Source organism: Streptomyces orinoci, from assembly GCF_003121295.1.
Lineage (GTDB): Bacteria > Actinomycetota > Actinomycetes > Streptomycetales > Streptomycetaceae > Streptomyces > Streptomyces orinoci.
In genome coordinates this window covers 879,841-905,614 of record NZ_PHNC01000029.1, presented here as the reverse complement: position 1 = coordinate 905,614, position 25,774 = coordinate 879,841, and the positions used below count along the sequence as shown (strand labels likewise).

Sequence of the window (25,774 nt, the reverse complement as noted above, 5' to 3'; positions counted from 1 at the left end):
GCCATGCCCAGTGCCGTGACCGGCGAGGCCATGCCCCGCACTGCCCGCACCGCCCGCGCCGGCCTGCCCCGGCGGGCGCTGCCGGCGGCCGCCGGGGCGATGACCGGCCTGCTGCTGCTGATGGCGCTGCGGCTGCCCTGGGCCGGGGACCTGGGGATGCACGCCGCCGTCCTGGAACGGCTGCGCACCGATCTGCTCCACCCGGGCAACCCCCTGGTGAACGCCGACACCCCCAGCCCCTACTACTCGCCCTGGATGGTGCTGCTGGCCCTGCTCGCCTCGCTCACCGGCTGGAGCACCTTCACCGTGCTCCGGCTGGCCGCGCTGGCCGGACTGCTGCTGCTGGTCACCGGGGTACGGGCGCTGGTGCGCACCCTCAGCCCGCACCGTGCCGCCTTCCCGCTGGCGCTGCTGTGCCTGCTGCTGCTCCAGGGGGTGCGGCTGTTCGCCTGGAGCGGGGTGCCCTCACTCACCTCGCTGGCGCTCACCCTGGCCTACCCCAGCACCCTGGCCCTGGGGCTCACCCTGCAGCTATGGGCACTGACCCGCCGTGCAGTGGACGAGAGTTGGCGGACGCCCGCCTTCGCCGGACTGGGCCTGCTGGCGGCCCTGATCCTGCTCTGCCACCAATTCACCGGCGCAGTGGCCGTCTTGGGCCTGCTCGCCTTCCTGCTGGGCCGCCGTCCCCTGCCAACTCCTGGCCTGTGGGCCGGAATCGGGGTGGCCCTGGCGGTGGCCCTGCTGCCCCTGCTCGCCTGGCCCTACTACCCCTTCTTCGCCCTGACCGGCGCCCCGGGCCTGGACGGCATCCACCAGCCGCTCTACACCCATCTCGCCGGAAAGTTCTGCCTGGTGCTGCCGGGCGTGGCCGCCCTGGGCGCACGGCTGCGGCGGGACGGCCGCGATCCGCTGGCCCTGCTGTTCGCCCTGGGCCTGGCGGTGTTCACGGCCGGCGGCCTCAGCGGCCACTGGGCCTGGGGCCGGGTGCTGCCCGCCCTGCTGGTTCCCGCCCAGCTGGCGCTGGCCGTCGAGACCGCCGGAGCGGCCGGCCACCGGCGCCGGGTGCTGGGAGCGGTGACCGCGGCGGCCCTGCTGACGGGCGCCTGGGCCCAGGCCGGGGTGCTGACCTATGTCCTGCCCCGGCGGGCCGCGGCGGCGGTGCGCCAGCGGGTGCCCACCGTGCCCCTGTGGCCCCGGCCGCGCTGGGCGGCGGACCGGGTGCCGGCCGGGGCCACGGTGCTCACCGACGACTACTACGCCCTGCGGATGCTGCCCGCCTATGGCCCGTACACCGTCGCCCCCGCCTACCCCGATGTGTTCCTGCCCGATGAGCGGCGGCGCCGGGAGGCCACCCGCCGCTACTACGCCCCGGCCACCACCCGGGCCGGCCGGCTCGGCGTGCTCAGGGAGTACGGCGTGCGCTGGGTGCTCCAGCGCGCGGGCCGGCCCGGTCTGCCGCCGGACGATCCCGCGCTGCGGCCCCGGGCCCATGGACCGGGCGGGATGACGCTGCTGGAGGTGGTCGCCCGATGACCCGGCCCCCCGCCGCCCGCGACGAGTTCGGCCGCTGGCTGAGCGGACGCGCCTCCCGGCCCCTGCTCTGCGGCGCGCTGCTGCTGTATCTGCTGAGCGCCGGACGGGTGCTGGGTGACGACCGCACCGGGATCGACAACGCGGTGGTGGTCCGGGCCGCCCACACCCTGCTGGACGGCGGGGCGCCCTACGCCGACCGGCGGTTCCTCTACCCGCCCGCCGCGGTGTTCGCGGCCGTGCCCCAAGTGCCGCTCGGCGCCCGGACCCTGTTCTATCTGGCCCCCGCGGTCACCGCCCTGCTGGTGCTGGCCGGGGCGCTGCTGGCGCTGCGCATCTTCCGGGTACGGGCGGACAGCAGACTGGCCGCCGCGCTGGCCGTGGGGCTGGCCTTCTCGCTGCCCTTCCAGAGCATGGTCCACCTGGGCAACTGGACCTGTGCCTCGGTGGTCGCCTTCCCCGGCGCGCTGCTCCTGGCCCGGCGCGGGCGCTGGACGGCGGCCGGGGCACTGGTCGGCGCGGCGCTGGCGCTCAAGCCGATGCTGGTGCCGCTGCTGCTGCTGTTCGCCCTGGCCCGGCGGTGGCGGGCGCTGGCCATGGCGCTGGCGGTGCCGGTGGCGGTATCGCTGCCGGCCGCGCTGGCCATGCCCCGGCCGGGGCTGCTTCTCACCAAGACGCTGCCCTTTCTGCTGCACGGGCAGGACTCCTATGCCCGGCCCTTTGACGCCTCCTGGCCGGCGGTGCTGGCCCGGCTGGGGGTCGGCCAGCCCTTCGCCCTGCTGCTGGCGGTGCCGCCCGCGGCGGCGGCGCTCTGGTTCGCCCGGCTGCGCTGGCACGGCCGCGGCGAGGAGGGCGTACGGCTGGTGGAGTGCGCCTCCCTGCTGATGCTGTCCGCCTTTCTGGTCTCCCGCCCGGCCTTTCTGCACTACGCGCTGGTGCCGCTGCCCTCGCTGGCCGCCTCGGCGGTGGTACGCGGCGCGGCGGTGCGCTCGGTGTGGTTCTGGACGGCGCTGCTGCCGCAGCTCTCCGGGGTGCCCTGGCCCGAACTGGGCAGCGCCCGGCGGCATGCCTTCAAGGACATCGTGATGTACACCGGCCTGGCCGCGGTGCTGGCCCGTACCGCCTGGCGGATCCGCCCGCGCACCATCGAAACGGTCACTGTCAGTGGTGGCGTCTACTCTCTGAGTAGTGATTCCGAGCCCCGGAATCCTCCTGGAACGAGGTGACTTGTGAGCAGCCGGCCCCGCCCCGATGTCAGCGTGATCGTGATCGTCTACAACGACGCCGAGCGGCTGCCGCGCGCCGTGCGCTCGGTGCTCGCCCAGTCGCTGCGCAACCTGGAGGTGGTGGTCGTCGATGACTGCTCGACCGACGACACCTTCACCACCCTGCGTATCCTCACCGAGTCCGACCCCCGGGTGCGCGGCCTGCGGCTGCCCGCCAACAGCGGCGGCTGCGGCACCCCGCGCAACGCCGGTATCGAGGCCGCCCGCGCCCCCTATCTGATGTTCCTGGACAGCGACGACCAACTGCCCTACCACGCCTGCAAATCCCTGCTGCTGACCGCCGAGCGCACCGGCGCCGACCTGGTGGCCGGCGCGGTCACCCGGCTCTTCGAGCGCACCGGCGGCACCGCCCTGTGGTATCCCGAACTCTTCGCCGAATCCCGGGTGGTGGAGGGCATCCGGCAGGCGCCCGAGTACTTCCTGGACCACCTGTCCACCAACAAGCTCTACCGCGCCGGCTTCCTGGCCCGGCACGGCCTGCGCTTCGCCGAGCGGGTGCACTACGAGGACCAGCTCTTCAGCGCCCAGGCGTACACCCTGGCCCGGCGGTTCGCGGTGGTCCCCTGGCCCGTCTACACCTGGCGGCTGGCCGACGACCCGGACACCCCCTCCATCACCTCCCGCCGGGACGACATCCGCAATGTCACCGACCGCATCGCCGTCTCCCGGCTCACCGACGCCTTCCTGGAGGAATCCGGCAACGCCGACCTCAGACCCGCCAAGGACACCGCCTTCCTCCGCCATGACCTGCGCCTCCACCTGGGCGACCTGCCCTTCCGGGACCGGCGCTGGACCGAGGAGTTCGCCGCCGCCGTCGCCCCCTGCCTGGCCGAGGCCGCCCCCGAGGCACTCGCCGCCATCCCGCACGAACAGCGGATCTGCCAGTACCTGCTCAGCGCCGGACGGTACGAGGAGGCCGCCGAGTGCGCCCGCACCCTGGACCGCCCGCGGATCGCCCCGCGCCGGGTGCTCAGACAGGCCGGACGTACCTACTGGGGCGCCACGGCGCCGGAGAGCGCCCGCGCCGCCGATGAACTGGACATCACCGGCTGGCGCCTGGACGAGCAGCCCTTCGCCACCGGTCCGCTGCGCCATGAGGTGGCCTCGCTCACCCCCGAAGGCCCCCTGCTGCGGCTCACCCTGCACACCTACGACCCCGCCGGACTGCTGGCCGGGCCCGCCGCCCTGCGCGCCGAGCTGCGGATCACCGCCGCCGGCCCCCCGCTGGCAGTGCGCTTCTGCTATGCCCCGGGCAGCGAACTGCGCACCGCGGAACTGCTGTTGGATCCCCGCCGGATCCCCACCGGCCTCAAGGGCTTCCGCGGCCGCCGCCACCCGGTGATCGTCCTGGAGCGGCAGGGCCTCAGCCGCACCGACCCGCTGCTGGCCCCGGCGGAGCTGCCGGTGTTCTCCGCCCGCCTCAACGGCCAGCTGCTCAGGGTCCGTTGTGAGCGCACTGGCGCCGGGCGGCTGGAGTTCGACTGGGAGCGCACCGGAGTGCTCGGCTGCGCCGAGGCGGCGGCACCCAGCCTGGAGCCGGTACGCCACCGCTTCCAGCGGCTCACCCGCCGGGTCACCGGGCTGCGCGCCAAGGGCCTGGTCTGCCATGAGCTGGGGCGGCTGCCCATCGACGAACACCTGGTGGTCTTCGAAGCCCTGGAAGGCCGCGGCTACGCCGACAGCCCCCGCTATATCCACGAGGAACTGCTGCGCCGCGACCTGCCGTTGCGTGCCGTGTGGTCCTACGCCGACAGCCGCGAGGGCTACCCCGAGGGTGTGCCACTGGTCCGCCGGGGCAGCTGGGAGTATGTCCGCACGGTGGCCCGGGCCCGCTACTGGGTGGACACCCATGGCTTCCCGATGCCCTTCCCCAAACGCCCCGGCACCCGCTATCTGCAGACCTGGCACGGCCAGGCGTTCAAGCACATGGGCTATGACGTGCCCGAACTGCGGCTGGCCGGCCCCGGGCGGCGCCGCCGGCACCAGATCATGGTGGACCGCTGGGATGCGCTGATCGCACCCAACCCGGAGTTCGAGCGCACCTTCGTCCGCGCCAATGAGTACACCGGCGAGCTGCTGCGCACCGGGCTGCCCCGCAATGACGTCCTGGTCCGCTGGAACGAGCCGGAGCAGCGCAGAAGGGCCGCCGTCACCCGGGAACGGCTGCAGATCCCCCAGGGGCGCCAAGTCCTGCTCTATGCCCCGACGTTCCGCGACGGGGCGCGCAGCAGCGGCGAGTCCATCCGGGTGGACCTGGCGGAACTGGTGCGCGGGGTGGGCGAGGAGTGGACGGTGGTGGTCCGCCCGCACTACTACGAGCGCTTCACGGTGCCCCGCGAGCTGGGTCACGCGGTGCGCGACGGACGGGAGTTCACCGACCTCAACGATCTGCTGCTGGCCTCGGACGCCCTGCTCACCGACTACTCCTCGGTGATGTTCGACTATGCCAATCTGGGGCGGCCCATCCTGCTCTACGCCGATGACTACCAGCACTACCGCAGCTCCCGGGGCACCTACTACGACCTGGCCGAGATCGCCCCGGGCCCGCTGCTCGCGGACACCGGGCATCTGGTGGCGGTGCTGGGCGATCTGGCGGCGGTCCGGGAGGAGTGGGCGGGGGCGTATGAGCGCTTCCAGGCGCGGTTCAACCCACTGGAGACCGGGCGGTCCAGCAAGTCGGTGGTGGACCTGTTCTTCGAGGGAGGCCCCCGGTGAGCCGTCGCAATCTCTTCCTGGTCGGCATCGATGTGGACTCCATGGGCGGCTCCCAGCGGGTGCTGCACACCCTGGCCCAGGGCTTCGCCGAGCGCGGGCACCGGGTGGAGCTGATCGGGATCCGGCCCAGCCCCGAGCCGCACACCTATCTGGCCCGGCCCGCCTATCGGCACACCACGCTCTACCGCTCGCCGCCGTCCCCGCGCTGGGAGGCCCGCTCACTGCGGGAACGGCTGGATCCGGTGCGGCTGCGGGCCGCGCGGGCGGAGCGGCGGGAGCGGGACCGGGCCCGCTCCCGGCTGGCCCGCCGGTTCGCGGCGGTGCCGCACGGCTTTGTGGTGATGGGCTCGCCCTGGGCTGCGGACTGGCTGGAGCCGGTGGCCCGGCCACGCCTGAAGGGGATCGGCCAGTACCACGAGTCCTACCTCCAGGCGTGCAACAGCGACAATCTGCGGCTGATCCTGCGGCACTATCCCGGGCTGGAGAAGTCGGTCTTCCTGAGCGAGGCGGACGCGGAGGAGTTCCGGCGGCAGCGGCTGCCCAATGCGGTGGTGCTGCCCAATCCGCTGCCCTTCGCCCCGGGGGCGGCGGCCCCGCTGGACACCCGGCGGGTGGGGGCGGTGGGCCGGCTCGACCCGGTCAAGCGGCTGGACCGGCTGCTCGATGCGTTCGCGGCGGCTGAACTCTCCGACTGGGAGCTGCACTTCTTCGGCGACGGGCCGGTGGAGGGGGAGCTGCGCGCACAGGCGGTGCGGCTGGGGATCGCGGAACGGGTCCGGTTCCGGGGGGTGGTCAGGGATGTCGCGGCCGCCTACCGCGAACTGTCCGTGCTGGCACTGACCAGCGAACGGGAGGGGCGCCCCATGGCCCTGGCGGAGGCTTCGGCGGTGGGGGTTCCCTGTGTGAGCTTCGATCTCTCGGGCGGGGTACGGGAGTTGGTGGCGCATGGTGAGACGGGGGTGCTGGTGCCGCCTGGCGATGTGCGGCGCTTTGCGGCGGGGTTGCGGCAGCTGATGACGGATTCCTCGCTGCGGCGACGGTACGGTGCGGCGGCGCGGGTGCGGGTGGCTCCGCTGGGGTTGCCGGAGGTTTTGGATCGGTGGGAGGGGTTGTTTGAGGAGATTGAGCGGTGAGGGGTTCCGGGGGTTCGGGGTGCGTGCGGTTGTGTTCCGGGTGCGGGCCGCCCGTGGTCGCTCGCGCAGTTCCCCGCGCCCCTATGGGGCGCGGCGGCGCAGGCGGCCGCGGAGTACGGCCCAGGCGCCCCGGGGGCCGGGGGCCACGCGGAGGGCGAGGGAGCCGCCGGCCGTTGGGTAGGGCTGGGCCAGCAGGAGCCCGGAGCGGAGGCTGGGCAGGATGCGGCGTGGTGATCCGCCGATTGCCCGGACGGCGGTCCACAGGGATCCCCCGCGGCAGCGCAGTCGCACCCGGAAGTCCCAGACAAGCGGCAGCGGCTCGCCGGCCACCGTCTCCAGGGCGAAGGACAGCCGGGCGGTCCAGCCGGGGCCGGACGGGGTCAGCGGGGCCGAGCAGGAGCGCACCGTGTCCGTGCCCCGCAAGCGCAGCTCCACGGTGATGGAGGTGGGCTCGGCGGCGGAGAGGCGGTCGTACAACTCATGGACGGTGAGAGTGAGTTCGGCGCGGGGCGGCCAGGACGTCAAGCGCAGGGAGCCGTCCACCGTCACCGGCAGCCGGCGCACCGGTTTGGCGGTCAGCCCGTCCAGCCGTACCGAGGGCAGGTCGTCCGCCCATACCGGGTGGCCGTCCGACCGGGCGTAGGGCGGCAGCAGGCGGGCCGGGCGGGTGGCCAGCTGGGCGAGGCGGTCCAGGTCGCGGGGGTGCTCGGCGGCCAGTACCACCCGGGCGATCCAGTGTGCGGGAGCGCGGGAAGCGGCCAGTTCGCCGGGCGTGTAGGCGGCCAGGAGGTCGCGGGTGGTCCGCCACCAGGCCCGCCGGTAGGCGGGGCCGCGCAGGGGCAACTCCCTGGTGTAGAGCCGGAGGTCGTGGTCGAGGAACTTCACCCGGGCCGCCCGGGCCAGCTGGTCGCGGCCCGCGTCCTGGAGGATCCGTACCGCCTGTGTATGGGCGTGCACCCGGGCCCGCCAGTTGCCCACGCTCTCCCGGTCGAGGGAGAGGGAGGGTCTGGCCGCGTCCCGGCGGACATGCCAGATATAGACCTGCTCGGGGACGGTGGCGATGGGCGGGGCGGCCGCCAGCAGCCGGGCGGTGAAGACGAAGTCCTCGTAGCGGAAGGGGCCTTCGGGGAAGGTGATGCCGTGCTCGGCGAGGAAGTCGCGGGCGTAGAGCTTGTTGACGCAGAGGGTGTCGTGCAGCAGTGCGGGGCGGTCCTCGGGGGAGCGCAGCAGGGCGGCCTCCCGGTAGAGGGCGGGCTGCCAGCCGGTGTCGCGGCCCCGGGGGAGTTCGCGGCGTACACACAGACCCGCCGCGACCGGGGCGTTATGGCGCAGGGCGGCGCCGAGCAGGGTCTCGGCGGCATGGGCGGGCAGGAGGTCGTCGCTGTCGAGGAACATGACATAGGGCGAACCGGCCGTGCGCAGGCCCTGGTTGCGGGGGGTGCCGCAGCCGCCGCTGTTTGCGGTGCGGTGGATGACCCGCAACCGGGGCTCGGCGGCGGCGAGTTGGTCCAGGACGGCGCCGGTGCCATCGGTGGAGGCGTCGTCCACGGCGATGACCTCGCCGGCCACCGGGCCCTGGGCCAGGGCGGAGCGGACCGCGTCGGCGATATGCGCCGCGTCGTTGTAGCCGATGACAATGATGCTCACCGCACCGGTGAGCGGAGTGCCGGGGGAGGCGGGATGGACAGGCGTTTCGCTTTCGTTCACTGCCACGAAACCCTTTTTATCGGCTAAGTATGGCCAACCAGGGCATTCTCGGCGGTGATGCGGCCGAACGGCGGGGAGGGGTCGGGAATGCGGCGGATGGCCCCGGCACGGCCGTCACCAAACAGGCCGTCACCAAACAGGCCGTCACCGGAAACACTCGCCATCGCGCTGCCCGCCCTGGCCATGCTCGCCCTGGGGCTGTGGGGGCTGGACCGGGGCACCATGTGGCGGGACGAGGGCGCCACCTTCCAGGTGGCCCGCCGCTCGGTTCCGCAGATCATCCGGCTGCTCGGCCGGGTGGACGCGGTGCATGGCCTGTACTACCTGCTGATGCACCCGGTGCTGGCGGTGCGCCCGGACGAGGTCACCCTGCGGCTGCCCTCCGTGCTGGGGGCCGCCGCCACCGCCGCCCTGGTGGGTGCTCTGGGCAGCCGGCTGGCCCGGCCCCGGGTGGGGCTATGGGCCGGGCTGCTCTACGCGGGCACTCCCTTTGTGAGCCACTACGCCCAGGAGGGCCGCTCCTATGCCCTGGTCGCGGCGGGCGCGGCGCTGGCCACCTGGCTGCTGGTACGGGCGGTGGAGCAGGGCTCGGTACGCGGCTGGGTGGCGTATGGCGCGGTGCTCGCGGTCACCTCGCTGCTGCATGAGTTCGCGGTGCTGCTGGTGGCGGCGCATGGGGTGACCCTGCTGTGGTCCAGGGTGCGGTGGCCGGTGTGGCGGGGGTGGGGATGCGCGGTGGCGGCGGCGGGTGTGGTGCTGGCGCCGCTGGTGGTGCTGTCGCGGGGGCAGAGCGAGCAGGTGTCCTGGCTGAGGAGGCCGGGGGCCGCCGAGGCGGAGGCCCTGGTCCGCGCCTTCGCCGGGCCCGGACGGCCGGTGCTGGCGGTGACCCTGCTGCTGGCCGCGGTGGCGGTGCCGGCCCCGCTGCCCCGGCGGGGCCCGCTGGGGCTGAGTGCGGTGGCGCTGCCGCTGGTGGTGGTGGGGCCGGTGCTGCTGTTCGCGGTGTCCCAGCGGCAGCCGCTGTTTCTGGACCGGTATCTGCTGTTCTGTGTGGCGGGCCTGCCGCTGCTGGTGGCCGCCGGGGCGGAGCGGCTGCTGGGGTGGCTGCCCTGGCGGCGGACGGTGGTGGTGGCCGGGGTGCTGGCCATTGGCGCGGCCTTCGCCGTCCAGCTGCCCGGGCAGCGCAGCGAGCGGCTGCCGTCCGGCCGTGGGGACCAGCCGGCGCTGGTGGCCGCGCAGGTGGGCCGGCTGGCGCGGCCGGGGGACGCGGTGCTCTTCCTGCCGCACTATGAACGCCGGGTGGCGCTGTTCTACCCCCATGACTTCAGGGGCCTGCGCGATCTCACCCTGGCCGCCTCGCCCGCCGCCTCCGGCACCCTCTACGGGCGGGACACCGGCACCGGTGAACTGCTCTCCCGGCTGGGCCGGTTGACGCCCGGCGACCGGCTATGGGTGGTCTGGGACACCACCACCGTGGGCGGCCGCTGGTTCCGGGCCCAGCGGGCCGACTTCGCCAAGTGGCGGGCGCTCAACGGGCGTTGCCGGGAGGAGGCGTCGGTGTTCGTACCCGGCGGTGCCGTCTCGCGCTACCGCTGCGGGCAGGGGACGGTCACTTCACCGCCCCCGCCATCACCCCGCTGATGAACTGCCGCTGGAAGGCGAAGAACACCGCCAGCGGAATGATCATCGAGAGGAAGGCGCCCGAGGACAGGATGTCCACATTGTCGCCGAACTGCCGGACCTGCTGCTGGAGGGCCACCGTGATCGGCGGATTGCCGCTGTCCGCGAAGATCAGGGCGACCAGCATGTCGTTCCACACCCAGAGGAACTGGAAGATGCCCAGGGAGGCGATGGCCGGTCCGCCCAGCGGCAGCACCACCCGGGTGAACAGGCGCAGTTCGCCCGCCCCGTCCAGCCGCGCCGCCTCCAGCAGTTCACGCGGGATCTCGGCAAAGAAGTTGCGCAGCAGGAAGATGGCGAAGGGCAGGCCGAAGGCGGTGTGGAAGAGCACCACCCCCACCGTGGTCTCGAAGATGCCCAGGGCGTTGAAGAGCTTGGCCACCGGGATCAGCGCCACCTGCATCGGGACCACCAGCAGGCCCACCACCACCATGAACCACCAGTCCCGGCCGGGGAATTCCAGCCAGGCGAAGGCATAGGCGGCAAAGGCGCCGATCAGGATCACCAGCGCGGTGGCCGGAACGGTGATCAGCACCGTGGTGAGCAGTGAGTGCATCACCTTGTCGTTGTGGAAGAGCGTGTCATAGCTGGAGGTGGTCAGCTGCCCGGGGTGGGCGAAGACCTGCCACCAGCCGGAGGCCGCGATGTCCGAGCGGTCCCGCAGCGAGGAGAGCAGCAGCCCCACCGTGGGCAGCAGCCAGAACAGCCCGACCGCGACCAGGAACAGCCGCATCACTCCGCCGCCCAGCCGGGCGGCGATCCGTTCCGGCAGGGGCCGGGTGGCCCGTACGCCCGTTCCGGCAGTGGTCATGGCCGCCGCTCCCTCCGCATCCGCCGGATATTGACGATCATCACCGGCAGTACCAGCAGCAGCAGGAACACCGCGATGGCGCTGCCCACGCCCTGGTTGACATCGGTGCCGAAGGAGGACTGATACAGCTGCAGGGCAAGGACATTGGCATTGCTCAGGCTGGAGCCGGGGGCGATGATGTAGACCAGGTCGAAGATCTTCAGCACATTGATCATCAGCGTGATCACCACCACGCCCAGCACCGGTGCCAGCAGTGGCACCGTCACCCGGCGGAAGACCTGCCACTCATTGGCGCCGTCCACCCGGGCCGCCTCCAGCAGTTCCCTGGGCACCCCGGCCAGTCCGGCCGCGATCAGCACCATGGCGAAACCGGCCCACATCCAGATGTAGGCGCCGATGATGGAGGGGGTGACCAGGGACGGGCCCAGCCACTCCACCCCGTTGTAGCGGGAGGCGAAGTTGCTGCCCGGCAGCCGCAGTTGGGCGCCGTCCGTCTTGCCCGGAAGGGTGAAGGTGCCATCGGCGGCGGTGGTCGCCGAGGCCACCGTACGACCCTCGCGCACCGCCTGCACCTTCACCCCCGCCAGTGCCTTCTTGCCCGCCCCGATCCGGCCCGGGGTACCGCCGCCGCCCTTGACGAAGTCCAGCCAGACGGTGCCGGTGACCTTGCCCGGCACCGGTTCGGCGGCCACCGCGTCCTTGGCCCCGCTGACATCCTCCGGCTTGACGGCCACCAGCGGCAGCGCCGCCGGACTCCCGGCATGGGCCGCCGACTTGGTGGTGTACGAGCCGCCGCCGGTGGCCGTCAGCTCCCCGCCCGGCCGGGGATGGGCGCCGGGGAAGGGGGCCGGTTCGGCGAAGGTGTCATGGATGCCCACCCACACCGCGTTGGCCACACCCTTGTCCGGACTCTGCTCGTACACCAGCCGGAAGATGATGCCCGCGGCGAGCATGGAGATCGCCATCGGCATAAAGACCACCAGCTTGAACGCCGTTCCCCAGCGCACCCGTTCGGTGAGCACCGCGAAGATCAGACCCAGCGCGGTGGCGATACTGGGGGCGGCGATCACCCAGATGACATTGTTCTTCAGCGCCGTGCGGATGCGTTCGTCGGAGAAGACCTCCCGGTAGTTGTCCAGGCCGGTGAAGCCATGGCCGGAGGCGTCGAAGAGGCTGCGGTAGACGGAGTAGCCGATGGGATAGACGACGAGCGCGCCCAGCAGGGCCAGCGCCGGCAGCAGGAACAGGGCGGCCACCCAGGGCCTGCTGCCCAGCACCCGGCCGCGCCCGGCCGCCGGAGGTATCGGTCCGGGGGCGGCCGCCGCCCCCGCGGTCGCGGTGGTCATGGCGCCGCGCCCGTCAGTTCTTGAACGCCTTGGCGGCGTCGGACTCCAGCTTGCGCTGGGTGCCCTCGATATCGGAGGGGTTGCGCAGGAAGTCCTGGAGGTCCTTCCACTCGCCCTGGCCCGGCTTGCCGCCAAAGGCGGCGGGGGCCTGGTCGGACATGTCGAAGCGGAAGTCGTCACCCGCCGCCACCAGGGCCTTGGCGATGGAGCGCTGGGTCTCGTCCGGGTAGGCGGCCTGGTCCAGGTTCTTGTTGGCCGAGATGAAGCCGCCCTGCTTCGCCCAGACCTGGGCGGCGTCCGGGGAGGCCAGGAAGGTCAGCAGGGCCTGGGCAGCCTGGTTGTCCTTCAGCGCCACCCCCACATCGCCGCCGGTGACCACCGGGGGCTTGGCGCCCACCGAGGGGAAGGGGAAGACCTTGGCGTCGGTGCCGATCCCGGCCTTGGCGGCGGTGATGTTGGCGGCCGCGAAGTCGCCCTCGTAGACCATGGCGGCCTTGGACTTGTCCCCCTTGGCGAAGACCTGGGTCACCGAGTTGGGGAACTGGGTCTGCAGGGCGCCGTCATTGCCGCCGGCCAGCAGTTCCTTCTTGCCGAAGAGCTGGGCCAGGGTGGTCAGGGCGTCCTTGACCGAGGGGTCGGTCCACTTGATCCTATGGGTGGTGAGCTGGTCGTACTTCTCCGGACCCGCCTGGGAGAGATAGACATTCTCGAACCAGTCGGTGAGCGTCCAGCCGTCGGCGCCGCCCACCGAGACCGGGCTGACGCCATAGTCGGCGATGGTCTGCGCGGCATGCAGGAACTCCGGCCAGGTCTTGGGCTCCTGGACGCCCGCCGCCTGGAAGATCTTGGTGTTGTACCAGACCAAGGACTTGTTGCTGGCCTTGAAGTAGACGCCATAGCGCTTGCCCTGGTACGAGCCGAGGTCCTGCCAGCCCTTGGGGAAGTTCTTGGCCAGCTCGGCGGTGGCGCTCTCGGAGAGCGGCTTCAGCCAGCCCTTCTGTGCGAACTCCCGCAGGGTGCCCGGCTGTTGCAGCAGTGCCACATCCGGCGGGTCGCCCCCGGCGACCTTGGAGCCTATGAAGGCCGACATGTCGTCCCCGCTGGGCACATAGGACACCTCGGCGCCGGTGCGCTTGCCGAACTCATCGAGGACCTTGGTGAAGTGCTGCTGCTCGGTGCCGGTCCATACCGCGGTCACCTTGATCTTCTGGCCGCTGAGCCTGGGGAGTTGGACGGTGTGGGGTATGGACTCCGTCGCCTTGGCGGACGACTTGTCCTTGCCGTCGTCCCCGCCCCCGCCTCCGCCACAGGCCGTGGCGGTCAGCGCGAGGCCCGCACTGACGATCAGAGCGAGCGCGGTGCGGGTGGTGGTGCGTGTGCTCAGCAGAGTGGTGCGCATTGCCGTCCTCCCCGTGTGCCGTGTGATCAGTCCTACGCCGCCTGGTGGGTGCTCGCAATAGTGCCGGGGGCGCAGGACAGTTGATCGTGATGGGGATGTGACGTTGGGTCAGTGATCCGCGGCGCGGCGGCTCACAGCAGCGGGGGTGCCGCCTGGGCGCCCGCCGACTGGGCGGCCCGTTGCAGCGCACTGGCCAGCAGCGCCAAGTCGGTGGGGCCGTTGCCCAGTTCGCGGACCGGGCGGCGGGTGGGCGGATCGCCCATGCGCCGCCAGTCCAGTGGCACCACGGTGGGGCGGAGGGTGGCCGTCCGGGGGATCCGGCCGGTCACCCGCCCCGACTGGAAGGGGGTCACCGCATCGTCGTCCGGCCGGTGCAGCCGCCCGCGGCCCGGGGCGGGCCGCCCCGTGGAACCATCGGCTCCGTCGGTGGTGGGCGGGGTGACCTCCGGCGGGGCGATCTCCAGGGTGGCCCGCAGGCCGGCCCGTTCCACCGCCGCGGTGTCGGCCGTGCGTTCCGGCCGGCCGGAGGCGGCGATCAGATGGACGCCCAGCCGCTCACCGTCCCGGGCCACCGCCTCCAGGGCCCGGACCACCGAACCGGCGGCCGGCCGGCCGGTGCTGCCCAGCGCGGGCGCCACCAGGGCGTCGAAGTCGTCCACCAGGACCACCAGCCGGGGCAGCGCGTTCTCGGCGGTATGCGCCGGGGTGCCGCCGTCCCGGGGGGTACGCAGCTGGAGGGTGCCGGCCGAGGAGGCGTCCAGATCGCCGGTGGCACTCTCCGGCGGGCGGCGCGGACCGACGACCTTGGTGGTGCCGGCCGCATTGGCGGCGGGGGCCGGTGCGGGCTGCTGCGCGTGCCAGGCGCAGAAGTCCAGCCGGCCCAGCAGCTCGGCGCGGCGCTTGAGCTCCGAGCTGAGCGCCTGGGCGAACTCCCGCATCCGCACCGGGTCGGCGGCGGCCAGATAGGTCGAGACATGCGGCAGCTCGGTGCAGACCCGCAGGCCCTCGCCGCGCTCCGCGGCGGCCCCGTCCACCAGCACCAGCGACAGCCGGTCCGGGCGGTCGGCCGCGGCCAGCGAGGCGGCCAGCGCGCGCAGCAGCTCCGTCTTGCCGCTGCCCGGACCGCCCTCCACCAGCAGATGCGGGCCGTCCGCCGCGAGGTCCACGGCGAGCGGGCCATGCGGACCGGCGCCCAGCACCGCCACCGCGCGGCCGCCGGGACGGCTGCCCGGGTCCATGGCCGCCGCCCAGCGGGCGGTCAGCGAGGCCGGGGTGGCCCTGGCCAGCCCCAGCTCGTCCAGCAGCCGGGCGGTCCGGGGCAGGGCGGCGACCCGCGCGCCCGGGCCGTAGGCGTCCGTGCCCTCGGCCAGCCGCAGCGGGGCCAGCGCGCGGGCGAAGCGCTCGGCCCAGGGCTGGGAGACCGCGTCCAGGGCCGCGATCACGGTGCCCGGGCCGCCGGCCGGGGCGCGGTGGATGACCTGGACCGCGGTGGCCACATCCCCGCTGAGCAGGGCCACCACCCCGCAGTGCGGGAAACCGGGGGAGCCGCGCTCCGCGGTGGCCAGAGTGGCCGAGACGGGGGAGGCGGGGGTGGTGGCCGGGGCGTCCGCGAGGCAGACCAGATGGATTCCGGCCGCCGCGCCACAGGCCGCCAGCCGGGCCACGGTCTCCCGCAGCGCGGGGGTGCCGGGGTCGCCGTCCACGATCAGCACGGTGTACGGGCCCTGGTGGGCGGCGGCCGCCGCGGCGACCTCCGCCGGCCCGGCGACCGGCCACCGCGGGCCCAGCGGGCCGTCGTCCAGGCGGCGCACCAGCTCGGCGGTGCGGGCGGTGGCCTGCTCCTGGTCATAGGCGACCAGCAGCCGGCAGTCCTGCCCGGCGGACGGGCGCAGATGCGGCAGCCAGCCCAGCCAGGACCACTCCGCCTGCCGCTCCTCCTCGGAGCGCGAGCGGTCGGCGCTGATCAGCACATACTCCAGCACGGCGGGGGAGTGCAGCGCGGCGAGCTGGGCGAGGACCGAACGGGCCAGGCCGGACAGCCGGGCCCGGGGCCCGGCCAGCCCCAGCGAACCCGCCTCCCGCAGGCCCACGGCGACCGGGACGCAGGGCAGCGGGCCGGTGCCGGGCGGCAGGCCCGGCAGATGCCGGTCGGCCGAGCCGAGGCGGACGGACAGCAGGTCCGGGTGGTCCGGGCCGCGCTCCCACAGGCGCGGGCCCGGGCCCAGCGCCGTCAGCAGCACGGCCGCCGGATCCGGCCAGCGGTCGCGCAGCTCGGCGGCGGTGACCTGGACGCGGGGCTCGGCCGCGCCGCCCTCGGCGGGCGACGGCTCCACGGCCCCCGGCCGCAGCGCCCCGCCACGGCCGCCGGTGAGCCGGCGGGCCCATGCCGCTATGCCACGACCGCGCCTGCCGCCTTCGCGCTGCGGTGCCGCGCTGTCTTCACCGCCCTCGCCGTTCCGGGCGTTGCCGTCTGCACTGCCTCCCTCGTCTGCCTTGTTGCCCGCCTTGTTGCTTGCCTTGTCGGCGCTGCCGGCCAGCACTCCGCCGCGGCCGCCATGCGTTTCGGAGGCGGCCGAAATGCCGAAGTGGGCGGTTCCGGTGGTGCCGGTGGTGTAGGCGGATGCCACGGTCGCGCTGACCGAGGGCCGGTGCTGCGAGGCGGCGTAGGTGCCCGAGGGATTCCCGGTGTGACGCGGCACCCCCTCGCCGCCCCCACGCGGGGAGGCGCCCTGCGGTGCCGGTTCGGCTTCGCCGGGAACCGGACTCGCCGGATGCGGGATCAGCCCCGGTTCGGCGGGGGTGGCGCGCCCCGTCCTGGGTCGGCCCGGTACCGCCGGGGCGGTGTGCGACGCGGTGCCCTGGCCGTCCGCCGTGGCACTGCTCGCCGGGTGCGGGGCCCTGCGGGACGCCGCCGCCGAGCCCTGGGCTTCCGGCCCGCCGCCGCCCCCACCGGCACCTGCCTGCGCCACGGCCGGTGCGCCGAATCCCGTTCCCCGCACGCCACTTGGGGCGCCGGCCTGGCTGCCCCTGTGGGCGGTGGTGGCACTTGCCGGGTGCGCGGCTGGGGCGGGCTGGTTGGGGGCCGTGCAGCCGGTGTACGGGTCGTGCGGTGCGGTGGCCGCGGGGGTGCTGTCGCCGGTGCCGGGTCGGCCGGGTGCCGCCTGTGTGCCGAACGCGGGGCGTGCCGAGGCGCCTTGGGGCACGGCGTGATCGCTGTAGCCGGTGGTGTCACCCGGTCGGTGCCCGGCCGGACCGGCTTCGCTGGTGTGGCTGGAGTCGAGCTGGCCGGGTGCCGTTGGTGCTTGGAAACCGGCGTGCGACGCGGTGCCGGTGCCATGGGCGGGCGCCCGGCTGCTGTGGTCCCTGGCGGTGTTCGACGGGCCGGGCCGGCCGGGCCCTGCCATTGTGCCGAACTCGGGGTGCTTCACGGCGCTTTGGGGTGCCGCTGGGCTGGATTCGCCGGCTGCCGCCGAGCCGGTGTACGGGCGTTGTGGCGGGGTCGCTGACTCGGTGCGGCGGCCCATGCCGGTGCCTGCCCGGCTGGCGGGCGTGGTGGGCGCCCCGGGAGCGCCGGAGCCCGGAGCGGCTGCCGAGTCGGTGTGTTCCGTACCGATGCTCGCGGCGCCTGCGGCTGGGCGAGCGCCTGACGCACCGGCGTGGCTTGCGCCAGTACCGGTGGGGTGCGCGGTCGCCCCGGTTGCGCCGTGTGCCGTGCGCGTGCCGAACTCTGGGCGCTGCTGGGCGCCTTGGGGCGTTCCCTGGCCGGTGTCGTCGGTCGTGCCGCCTGCCCGGTGTGCGGCCGTGCCGGGTTGGCTTGGTGCCATGGAGTGGTGCGGCACGGTGCCAGGTGCCTGGGGCGCGCCGAATCCGGCGCTGTGTGCGGCGACTTGGGATCCCATGCGGCCTGCGTCGGTGTCTGCCGGTGGTGCGGTCGGCTCCATCTCGCCGGGTGCGGGAGGCATGTTGAAGCCAGGGCGTCGTGCGGCGCCCTGGGAAGTCGCTTGGCCGGTAACGCTGGTGGCGCTACCCGCCGGGGGTTGGCTCAGTGCGGTCGGGGCCGTGTGCGGGCGCTGCGACGAGGTGGCCGACGGGCTGGTGCGGCTCATGCCGGTGCTTGCCGGTCGCGTGGTTCGCCCGGTGGCATCGGGGGTCGTGGGGCCGGGTTGGCCGTTGCCTGTCCGGTGCGCGGCCGAGTCGGTGTGCTGGTGCTTCGGTGCTGCGTCCGATGGGTTGGTGTGGCCCGTACCGGCGCCCGTGGAGCGGTCGGCGGACCGAGGCGCGCCGGGTGCCGCGTGTGTGCCCAAACCCGGGTCGTATGCGGTGCCTTCGGGTACGGCGGGGTCCGCGTGGCTGGTGATGCCGCTTGGCGGGTATGCGGTCGTGCCGGGTTGGCCCGGTGCAGCGTGGTAGCGCGGTGAGGTGGCTGACGGGCTGGTGCGGCCCGTACCGGTGCCTGCGGGGTGGTCGGCGGACTGCTGTGCGGTGGGTGTCGCGGGCGTGCCGAACTCCGGGCGATATGCGGCACCTTGGGAGGCCGATGGGCCGCCCTGGCTCATGCCGGTGCCCGTCGGGCGCGGGGCCGGTCCGGTTGTGCCGTGCGCCGTGGGGGTCGCGGGGCCGGTGTGGCCGCTCGCGTTGTCTGCCTGGCCTGCGGCCGAGGCCGTGTGCGGGTGGTGCGGCGAGGTGGCTGAGGGGCTGGCGTGACTCGTGGTGGCGTCGCCGGGACGGGCGGTCGTGCCGCGTTGACCGGGCGCGGTGAACCCGGGTTGCGGCGCGGTGGCCTGAGCGGCTGCCGGGTCGGTGTGGCCGGATGCGACCGGTGCGCCGGAGCGGGGGTATGGGGCGGTGTTCGCCGGGCCCGTGGCGGGGTCCTGGCTGCCGGTTGGCGTGGCTCCGCCGAAGGGGGTGTGCCGGGCGGTGCCGTGGGCGGCCGGCGTGCCGGTGTCCGTCGGGTGTGTGGCCGCTCCGGCTGTTGTCGGTGCGCCGGAGCGGGGGTACGGGGCGGTGTTCGCCCGGCCCGTGGCGGGTCCGTGGTTGCCGGTGGGGGCGGTTCCGTCCGAGGCGGGGTGGGGCGTGGCCGACCGGCCGGTGTCGGCCGGTCCGGGCGCCGGGGCGCCGGAGCCGCTGAGGGCCGTGCCGCCGGACGTGGTGCGGAGCGTGGCCGTGCCCTGGCCCGTGGTCGTGGGGACGGCGGGACGGGCCGGGGTCACCCGGAGGTGGCCCTCGCCGTCCGGGGCGGTGGGGAGCGGGCGGGGGACGCCCTCGTCCGCGCCGTGCAGCACCAGGGCGGACTCGCCGACCCGCAGCAGCGGGCCGGGCCGGAACGGCACCGGGCGGTCGTCCACCGGCGTGCCGCCGAGCGTGGAGCCATTGGTGGAGCCCAGGTCATGCAGGGTGACCCGGCCGTTCGCGGCCACCGTCACCGCGCAGTGCAGCCGGGAGACATCGGGGTCGTCCAGCGGGATATCGGCCGTGGCGGACCGTCCGACGCGGACCTCCCCGCCGTGCAGCAGGTGCACCCCGCCCGCGTCCGGCCCGGAAATCACATGCAGCCGGGCCGTCGCCTCCGGCAGCCCGGACAGCGGCACCCCCGCATGGAGCTCGGGATCGGCGGGCCCGCCCAGCGAGAGCACCGCGCCATCGATCAGCGGCGGCTCGCCCAGCGCGCAGCGCTGCGGATCCAGCCGCTCGGCACCCGCGTAGACCACCACCGCCCCGCTGCCGAGGTCGGAACCGGCCGCCGCGACGGCGGCGGCCAGCCCGCTGGTCACCCCGGCGAGCGCGGTCCCCGCCGGAGCGGTGACCAGCACATCGCAGGCGTGCGCGATCTGGCCGCCGAGCGGCCCGAGGACGGTCAGCCGGATCTGCATCGGCGTCAACGGTCCCTTCCCGCCCGGTCGCGCCGGGGGCGGCAGCCCTCCCCCGGCCACATACGAGCGCTTCGGCACGTACAGGTCCACCACGGAGCGCGGGGCCTCCCGCGTCGCCACCCCGGCGCGCAGCGCCACCCCACCGCACCGTGCTGCGAGCATCCTCGCACCTGCCACCGACAGCGCGCCCGGCGAGAGCCAATTCGTGATCTTGGACGACCATCCGAGCAATGCGAAAACGCCAGCTCGTGGCCGGGAGGTGGCTGATTTGTTCAAGGGGGTGCACACTCCGGGGCCGGTTCGCCGACCGGTATTGACGCCGCCTGGCAACCGAGCGCCCGGAAAGAGCGTCTTTCTCCCAAGCCACACCCGGACAAGGCCCCGGCCGGGCCCGGCCCGCCATCGGTCGGCCAGCCGGACGGCGGGGCGGGCGGCACTACAGTGGGCGCCAGGCCGAGCACCCCAGAGGCCATCGAAACGGATCACGACCAGGGAGCGCATGACGTGCGGCCGGTAGGCAGCAAATACCTGCTCGAGGAGCCGCTCGGACGCGGAGCCACGGGCACCGTCTGGCGTGCGCGCCAGCGCGAGACGGCGGGCGCCGAGGCGGCGGTTGCCGGGCAGCCCGGCGAGACCGTGGCGATCAAGGTCCTCAAGGAGGAGCTGGCCAACGACGCGGATGTGGTGATGCGCTTCCTGCGCGAGCGCTCGGTGCTGCTCCGGCTCACCCACCCCAATATCGTCCGCACCCGCGACCTGGTGGTCGAGGGCGATCTGCTGGCGCTGGTGATGGATCTGGTGGACGGGCCGGACCTGCACCGCTATCTGCGGGAGAACGGCCCCTTCACCCCGGTCGCCGCAGCCCTGCTGACCGCCCAGATCGCCGACGCGCTGGCCGCCAGCCACGCCGACGGCATTGTGCACCGGGACCTCAAGCCGGCCAATGTGCTGCTGCGTGACGAGGGCGGCCGGATGCACCCGATGCTCACCGACTTTGGCATCGCCCGCCTCGCCGACTCGCCCGGTCTGACCCGTACCCATGAGTTCGTCGGCACCCCGGCCTATGTGGCGCCGGAGTCCGCCGAGGGTCGTCCGCAGACCTCCGCGGTGGATGTCTATGGCGCGGGCATCCTGCTGTACGAGCTGGTCACCGGCCGTCCGCCGTTCGCCGGGGCGACCGCGCTGGAGGTGCTGCACCAGCACCTGAGCGCCGAGCCGCGGCGCCCCACCACCGTCCCCGAGCCGCTGTGGACGGTCATCGAGCGCTGTCTGCGCAAGCGGCCCGAGGAGCGGCCCAGCGCGGAGAACCTGGCCCGCGCCCTGCGGGTGGTCGCCGCCGGGGTGGGCGTACACGCCAGCCCCGAGCAGGCCGAGGCCGCCCTTGGCGTGGCCGCCCTGCTGGCGCCCGACCCGCAGCCCGCCCAGGTGCCCGGCACCGGGCTGGGCGGCGAGGCCGACCCCACGCAGGTGCTGCCCCCGGCGGGCGGCTACGACCCCAACGCCGCCACCAGCCTGCTCCCGCAAACCGGGCCCAACGCCGACCCCACCCAGGTGCTGCCCGCCGGCTCGGGCCCGTACGGCGCCTCGGACCCCACCCGAGCCATGCCCGCCGGTTCCGGCCCGTACGGCGCCTCGGACCCCACCCGAGCCATGCCCGCCGGTTCCGGCCCGTACGGCGGCGCCGACCCCACCCGTGCCATGCCGCCCGTCCCGCCGGAGCAGCAGCCGGACGGACCGCACCCCTGGCAGACCCAGCTGCGCCAGGCCCGGGACCGCAATGACCAGACGCAGGTCCAGTACCTGGACCCCAGCGAGGACCCGCTGCGCCGCCGGCCCACCCGGCGCCCGGGCCAGCCGCCCCAGCAGCCGTACGGGCAGCAGCCGCAGCAGCAGTACGGCCAGCAGCAGCCCCCGCAGTATCAGGACCCCCGTCAGCAGCAGCTGCCCTACACGCCCCAGCGCACCCGACAGCCGCAGCGTCCGCCCCAGTACCAACAACCCCGGCAGCAGCCACAGCCCCAGCCGCAGCACTACGCTCCGCCGCAGCCCCAGCCCGAGCCGCCGAGGGCACCGCGCCGGGAGCCCCGGCCGCCCCGGCAGCGCAGCGCCAACCCCATGCGCATCCCGGGCCTCGGCTGCCTCAAGGGCTGTCTGTTTATGATCGTCCTCCTGGTGATCGCGGCCTGGGCGCTGTGGACCTTCACCCCGCTCAAGGAATGGGTCGCCGACGGCAAGAACTTCTGGGACACCGCCCACGACTGGTATGTCTCGGTCAAGGACTGGGTGTCCAGCCTGGGTTCCGGCTCGTAACCGGCCGGGCCCCGAACCCCCGGTGCACCGGCTCCCGGAGGGCTTCCCGGCAAGGCTTCGGAAAGGCTTCCCCGAAAGGTGTTTTCTGTCCGGGAGGGAAGCCGGGTACCGCTCGGTGCCCCTAACATCCCCTCAGCCGAAGTAGGTTGGTGGGCGACGCGCCTGCTCGGAAGGACGCGCCTGTCTCAGGAGTCGGGGAACAGTCTTGGCACGGAAGATCGGCAGCCGGTACACCGCCCACCAGGTCCTGGGCCGGGGCAGCGCCGGCACGGTGTGGCTCGGCGAGGGGCCCGAGGGCCCGGTCGCCATCAAGCTGCTGCGTGAGGACCTCTCCTCCGACCAGGAACTCGTCGGCCGCTTCGTCCAGGAGCGGGCCGCCCTGCTGGGCCTGGACCACCCCCATGTGGTCGGAGTCCGCGACCTGGTGGTGGACGGCGCCGACCTGGCCCTGGTGATGGACCTGATCCGGGGCACCGACCTGCGCACCCGGCTGGACCGGGAGCGCCGGCTGGCCCCCGAGGCGGCCGTCGCCATCGCCGCCGACATCGCCGACGGCCTGGCTGCCGCGCACGCCGCCGGGATCATCCACCGCGACGTCAAGCCGGAGAACGTCCTGCTGGACATGGAGGGGCCGCTGGGCCCCGGCGGGGCGCACCCGGCGCTGCTCACCGACTTCGGCATCGCCCGCCTGGTGGACGTCCCGCGCCCGCCCCGGGAGCGCGCCGCCGAGCCGGGCCGCGCCTCCGGCCAGCGCAGCGTCATCGGCACCCCGGACTATCTGGCCCCGGAGATCATCGAGGGCCTGCCGCCGCGCGCCTCGGTGGACGTCTATGCGCTGGCCACCGTCCTCTATGAGCTGCTGGCCGGCTTCACCCCCTTCGGCGGCGGCCACCCCGGGGCCGTGCTGCGCCGCCATGTCACCGAGACCGTGGCCCCGCTGCCCGGCATCCCGGATGAGCTCTGGCAGCTGCTGGTGCAGTGCCTGGCCAAGGCTCCGGCCTCCCGGCTGCGCGCCCCGGAGCTGGCGGCCCGGCTGCGCGAGCTGCTGCCCCAGCTGGCCGGGCTGCCGCCGCTGGACATCGACGAGCCGGGCGGGGACCCGGCCGACGGCGCCCGGGACGGTGCGTACGACCCCACCGCCGCGATGGCGCCCGAGCCGCGCCGCCGGGGCGCGGTCCCGCTGGTCCCCACGCCCGCCTTCGACTCCAGCCGGGACACCCACACCAGCATGCGGGTGCCGGGCCCGGACGAACTGGCCGGCGGAGCGCATGGCACGGCGCGGGCGCCCCGCGCGGCAGGCGAGCGCCGGGCGGGCTCGGCCCGGCACCGCGGCCCGGCCGAGGAGGCCCGCGGCCGCCGGCTCAAGCTGGGCGCGGCTGCGGTGGCGCTGGTCACGGTGGCCGGGGTGGGCGGCTGGTTCGCCGTCTCCGGTGATCACGACTCCGGCGATGCCAAGCCGGGTATGCACCGCACCGACCCCGCCCCCTAGCCGCTCCCGGACGGACTGGACCGGGGTGCGCCGCACAGCGGTTAGTCTGGTTGCGTGGCAGTCGTTGATGTATCCGAAGAGCTGAAGTCCCTCTCCTCGACCATGGCGTCGATCGAGGCCGTTCTGGACCTCGACAAGATGAGGGCTGACATCGCCGTGCTCGAGGAGCAGGCGGCCGCCCCCTCCCTCTGGGACGACCCGGAGGCGGCGCAGAAGATCACCAGCCAGCTGTCCCACCTCCAGGCCGAGCTGCGCAAGACCGAGTCGCTGCGCGGCCGCATCGACGACCTCGGGGTGCTCTTCGAGCTCGCCGAGGCCGAGGGGGACGCGGACACCCTGGCCGAGGCCGAGGGCGAGCTGGTCGCGGTGCGCAAGGCGCTGGACGAGATGGAGGTCCGCACCCTGCTGTCCGGTGAGTACGACGCCCGTGAGGCGCTCGTCAACATCCGGGCCGAGGCCGGCGGTGTGGACGCCTCCGACTTCGCCGAGCGGCTGCAGCGGATGTATCTGCGCTGGGCCGAGCGCCATGGCTACAAGACCGAGGTGTACGAGACCTCCTACGCGGAGGAGGCGGGCATCAAGTCCACCACCTTCTCGGTGCAGGCCCCCTACGCCTATGGCACCCTCTCCGTGGAGCAGGGCACCCATCGCCTGGTGCGCATCTCGCCCTTCGACAACCAGGGCCGCCGCCAGACCTCCTTCGCGGGCGTCGAGGTGCTGCCGGTGGTGGAGCAGAGCGACCATGTGGACATCGACGAGTCCGAGCTGCGCATCGATGTCTACCGTTCGTCCGGCCCCGGCGGCCAGGGCGTCAACACCACCGACTCCGCGGTGCGTATCACCCATATCCCCACCGGGATCGTGGTCTCCTGCCAGAACGAGCGCTCGCAGATCCAGAACAAGGCCACCGCCATGAACGTCCTCCAGGCCAAGCTGCTGGAGCGGCGCCGCCAGGAGGAGCAGGCCAAGATGGACGCGCTCAAGGGCGACGGTGGCAACTCCTGGGGCAACCAGATGCGTTCGTACGTCCTGCACCCCTACCAGATGGTCAAGGACCTGCGGACCGAGTTCGAGGTGGGCAACCCCCAGGCGGTGCTCGACGGTGACATCGACGGCTTCCTGGAAGCCGGAATCCGCTGGCGGAAGCAGCAGGAAAAGTAGGTCAACTCGCCCATAATCGGGCGTACTTCCTGAATCTGCCTTGACGTCCTTCCGGAAACTCGGAAGGCTGGCGTGTGGCATGCGTATCACTGGGGTGCGTGTGGTGGGGGGTGCAAGGCCCGGCCTTACGGGCCGGTGTTGCCACACGCCATCCCCCGAGTGCCACGACCCTGTGTATGGCTGCTCCACTGACGAGTACAGCTACTGGGGGTAGCAGGCAGATGACGAAGAAGACGCGGCTGCGCGCCGCGCGGATCACCGCCGGTGCGGTGATAGTGGCGGGTGCCTCGCTGACGGCCGCGGGTGCGGCCTCGGCCGCCGGGATCGACGTGCCGCTGAGCGGTCTGTCGAAGACCGAGGCCCATGGTGTGAGCACCCAGCCCGCAGACGACCCGACCGGTCCGGCCACGCCGACCGGCGACCCGACCTCGATCCCGCAGCCGACCGAGCAGCCCACCGGTCAGCCCACGGACCAGCCGACGAGCCAGCCCACGTCGGAGCCGACGCAGCAGCCCACGAGTGAGCCCACCCAGGACCCCACTCAGCAGCCGACGCAGCAGCCGACGCAGGAGCCCACCCACGAGCCCACCCACGAGCCGACGCAGCAGCCCACGGGTGAGCCCACTCAGCAGCCCACTCAGCAGCCGACCGGTGAGCCCACCCAGCAGCCCACCGCGCAGCCCAGCGGGGACCCGACGGCCCAGCCCACCCAGGGTGACCACGGCTCCACCAACGGCGACAACGGCAAGACCTGCCCGGTGGACACCAACAGCGGCAACTGCAACACCAGCACCGAGGTCATCGGGGCCCAGCCGGTGCAGCAGGCCAAGCCCAAGGAGCAGCTCGCCCAGACCGGTGCCGGTCAGACCACCTTCCTGCTGGTGGGCGCGGCGACGATGATCGCGGGCGGTATCGGCTTCCGGCTGCTGCCTCGGCTGATCAGCCGCAACACGGCGGCCTGAGCCGGGCAGCGCCTGACTCGGGCACTGCCCGAAGAAGACGGAGGCCCGGAGCGCACCGCGCTCCGGGCCTTGTCTCGTCCAGGGTCGTTCAGGGGTCTTCCAGGGTCCGTTCAGGGCTCGCTCAGAGGGCGAAGCCCCGAGCGGCCACCGCCACCGCGACCAGCGCCACCAGCAGCGCTATCAGGGTGGCCGGGGTGAGCCCCGGGAACAGGCCCTCCTGCTGCAGCCGCTCCCGGCTCGCCCGGCACACCGGGCACCGGCCCTCGCTCACCGGGGCCGCGCAGTTGGCGCACACCAGTCGGTCGCATGTCATGCGATGTCCTTCCTCCGGTACGTCCAACGCGCGGGTGGGCCCTGCGGTTCCCTTACCACTGTGCC

14 protein-coding genes and 2 pseudogenes are annotated in these 25,774 nt (G+C 73.8%); 9 read left to right on the top strand and 7 right to left on the bottom strand.

All coding sequences use genetic code 11. The features are described 5' to 3' along the window. The first annotated feature begins 3 nt into the window (after positions 1–3). The 4 genes from CV755_RS18905 to CV755_RS18890 are packed head-to-tail and all read left to right on the top strand — an operon-like array spanning position 4 to position 6,664. On the top strand, positions 4–1,533 hold the full coding sequence (locus tag CV755_RS18905; RefSeq protein WP_241561284.1) for a hypothetical protein: 1,530 nt from the start codon (positions 4–6) through the stop codon (positions 1,531–1,533). Beyond that, positions 1,530–2,756, top strand: coding sequence for a glycosyltransferase 87 family protein (locus CV755_RS18900; RefSeq protein ID WP_109281381.1), 1,227 nt, complete (start codon positions 1,530–1,532; stop codon positions 2,754–2,756). Before CV755_RS18905 ends, CV755_RS18900 begins: the two co-directional genes overlap by 4 nt. 3 nt (positions 2,757–2,759) lie before the next feature. Continuing rightward, complete coding sequence (locus CV755_RS18895; protein WP_109281380.1) at positions 2,760–5,531, top strand: bifunctional glycosyltransferase/CDP-glycerol:glycerophosphate glycerophosphotransferase; 2,772 nt, start codon at positions 2,760–2,762, stop codon at positions 5,529–5,531. Next, positions 5,528–6,664, top strand: a complete 1,137-nt coding sequence (locus tag CV755_RS18890; RefSeq protein ID WP_241561283.1) for a glycosyltransferase — start codon at positions 5,528–5,530, stop codon at positions 6,662–6,664. Before CV755_RS18895 ends, CV755_RS18890 begins: the two co-directional genes overlap by 4 nt. A gap of 81 nt (positions 6,665–6,745) precedes the next feature. Here the strand turns inward: CV755_RS18890 and CV755_RS18885 are convergent, their stop codons facing one another. Then, positions 6,746–8,371: a glycosyltransferase family 2 protein gene (locus CV755_RS18885; RefSeq protein ID WP_109281379.1), complete on the bottom strand. Its 1,626-nt coding sequence runs from the start codon at positions 8,369–8,371 to the stop codon at positions 6,746–6,748. A 183-nt stretch (positions 8,372–8,554) separates the two neighbouring features. On the opposite strand from CV755_RS18885, the gene CV755_RS18880 reads away from it, so the two are divergent. Next, entirely contained in the window at positions 8,555–10,009 is a 1,455-nt protein-coding gene (locus tag CV755_RS18880; protein WP_241561281.1) for a glycosyltransferase family 39 protein, read from the top strand. Here the strand turns inward: CV755_RS18880 and CV755_RS18875 are convergent. The 5 genes and pseudogenes from CV755_RS18875 to CV755_RS18855 form a co-directional block, all read right to left on the bottom strand. Next, positions 9,978–10,859 (bottom strand): carbohydrate ABC transporter permease, encoded by an 882-nt coding sequence (locus CV755_RS18875; protein ID WP_109281378.1) that lies wholly within the window; start codon positions 10,857–10,859, stop codon positions 9,978–9,980. The genes CV755_RS18880 and CV755_RS18875 overlap by 32 nt on opposite strands. Then, positions 10,856–12,205, bottom strand: a complete 1,350-nt coding sequence (locus tag CV755_RS18870) for a carbohydrate ABC transporter permease (RefSeq protein WP_109281377.1) — start codon at positions 12,203–12,205, stop codon at positions 10,856–10,858. The genes CV755_RS18875 and CV755_RS18870 overlap by 4 nt, the downstream gene beginning before the upstream one ends. A 13-nt stretch (positions 12,206–12,218) precedes the next feature. Continuing rightward, positions 12,219–13,604, bottom strand: coding sequence for an ABC transporter substrate-binding protein (locus CV755_RS18865; RefSeq protein WP_109281376.1), 1,386 nt, complete (start codon positions 13,602–13,604; stop codon positions 12,219–12,221). 131 nt (positions 13,605–13,735) lie between these two features. After that, positions 13,736–15,529: pseudogene (locus CV755_RS18860) on the bottom strand (FtsK/SpoIIIE domain-containing protein); the annotation flags it as partial. 3,360 nt (positions 15,530–18,889) lie between these two features. Beyond that, positions 18,890–19,474, bottom strand: a pseudogene (locus tag CV755_RS18855) (FHA domain-containing protein); the annotation flags it as partial. A 504-nt stretch (positions 19,475–19,978) separates the two neighbouring features. Between CV755_RS18855 and CV755_RS18850 the strand changes: the two are divergent. The 4 genes from CV755_RS18850 to CV755_RS18835 all read left to right on the top strand — a co-directional run bounded on the left by CV755_RS18850 (position 19,979) and on the right by CV755_RS18835 (position 25,396). After that, entirely contained in the window at positions 19,979–21,784 is a 1,806-nt protein-coding gene (locus CV755_RS18850) for a serine/threonine-protein kinase (protein ID WP_109281375.1), read from the top strand. Between the two features lie 205 nt (positions 21,785–21,989). Beyond that, on the top strand, positions 21,990–23,273 hold the full coding sequence (locus tag CV755_RS18845; protein WP_109281374.1) for a serine/threonine-protein kinase: 1,284 nt from the start codon (positions 21,990–21,992) through the stop codon (positions 23,271–23,273). A 54-nt stretch (positions 23,274–23,327) separates the two neighbouring features. Next, positions 23,328–24,434: a peptide chain release factor 2 gene (prfB, locus tag CV755_RS18840; RefSeq protein ID WP_109281373.1), complete on the top strand. Its 1,107-nt coding sequence runs from the start codon at positions 23,328–23,330 to the stop codon at positions 24,432–24,434. Between the two features lie 221 nt (positions 24,435–24,655). Continuing rightward, a complete protein-coding gene (locus CV755_RS18835; RefSeq protein ID WP_109281372.1) occupies positions 24,656–25,396 on the top strand; it encodes an LPXTG cell wall anchor domain-containing protein in 741 nt (246 codons plus the stop codon). 121 nt (positions 25,397–25,517) lie between these two features. Here the strand turns inward: CV755_RS18835 and CV755_RS18830 are convergent, their stop codons facing one another. Beyond that, positions 25,518–25,709 (bottom strand): hypothetical protein, encoded by a 192-nt coding sequence (locus CV755_RS18830; RefSeq protein ID WP_109281371.1) that lies wholly within the window; start codon positions 25,707–25,709, stop codon positions 25,518–25,520. Positions 25,710–25,774 lie beyond the last annotated feature (65 nt).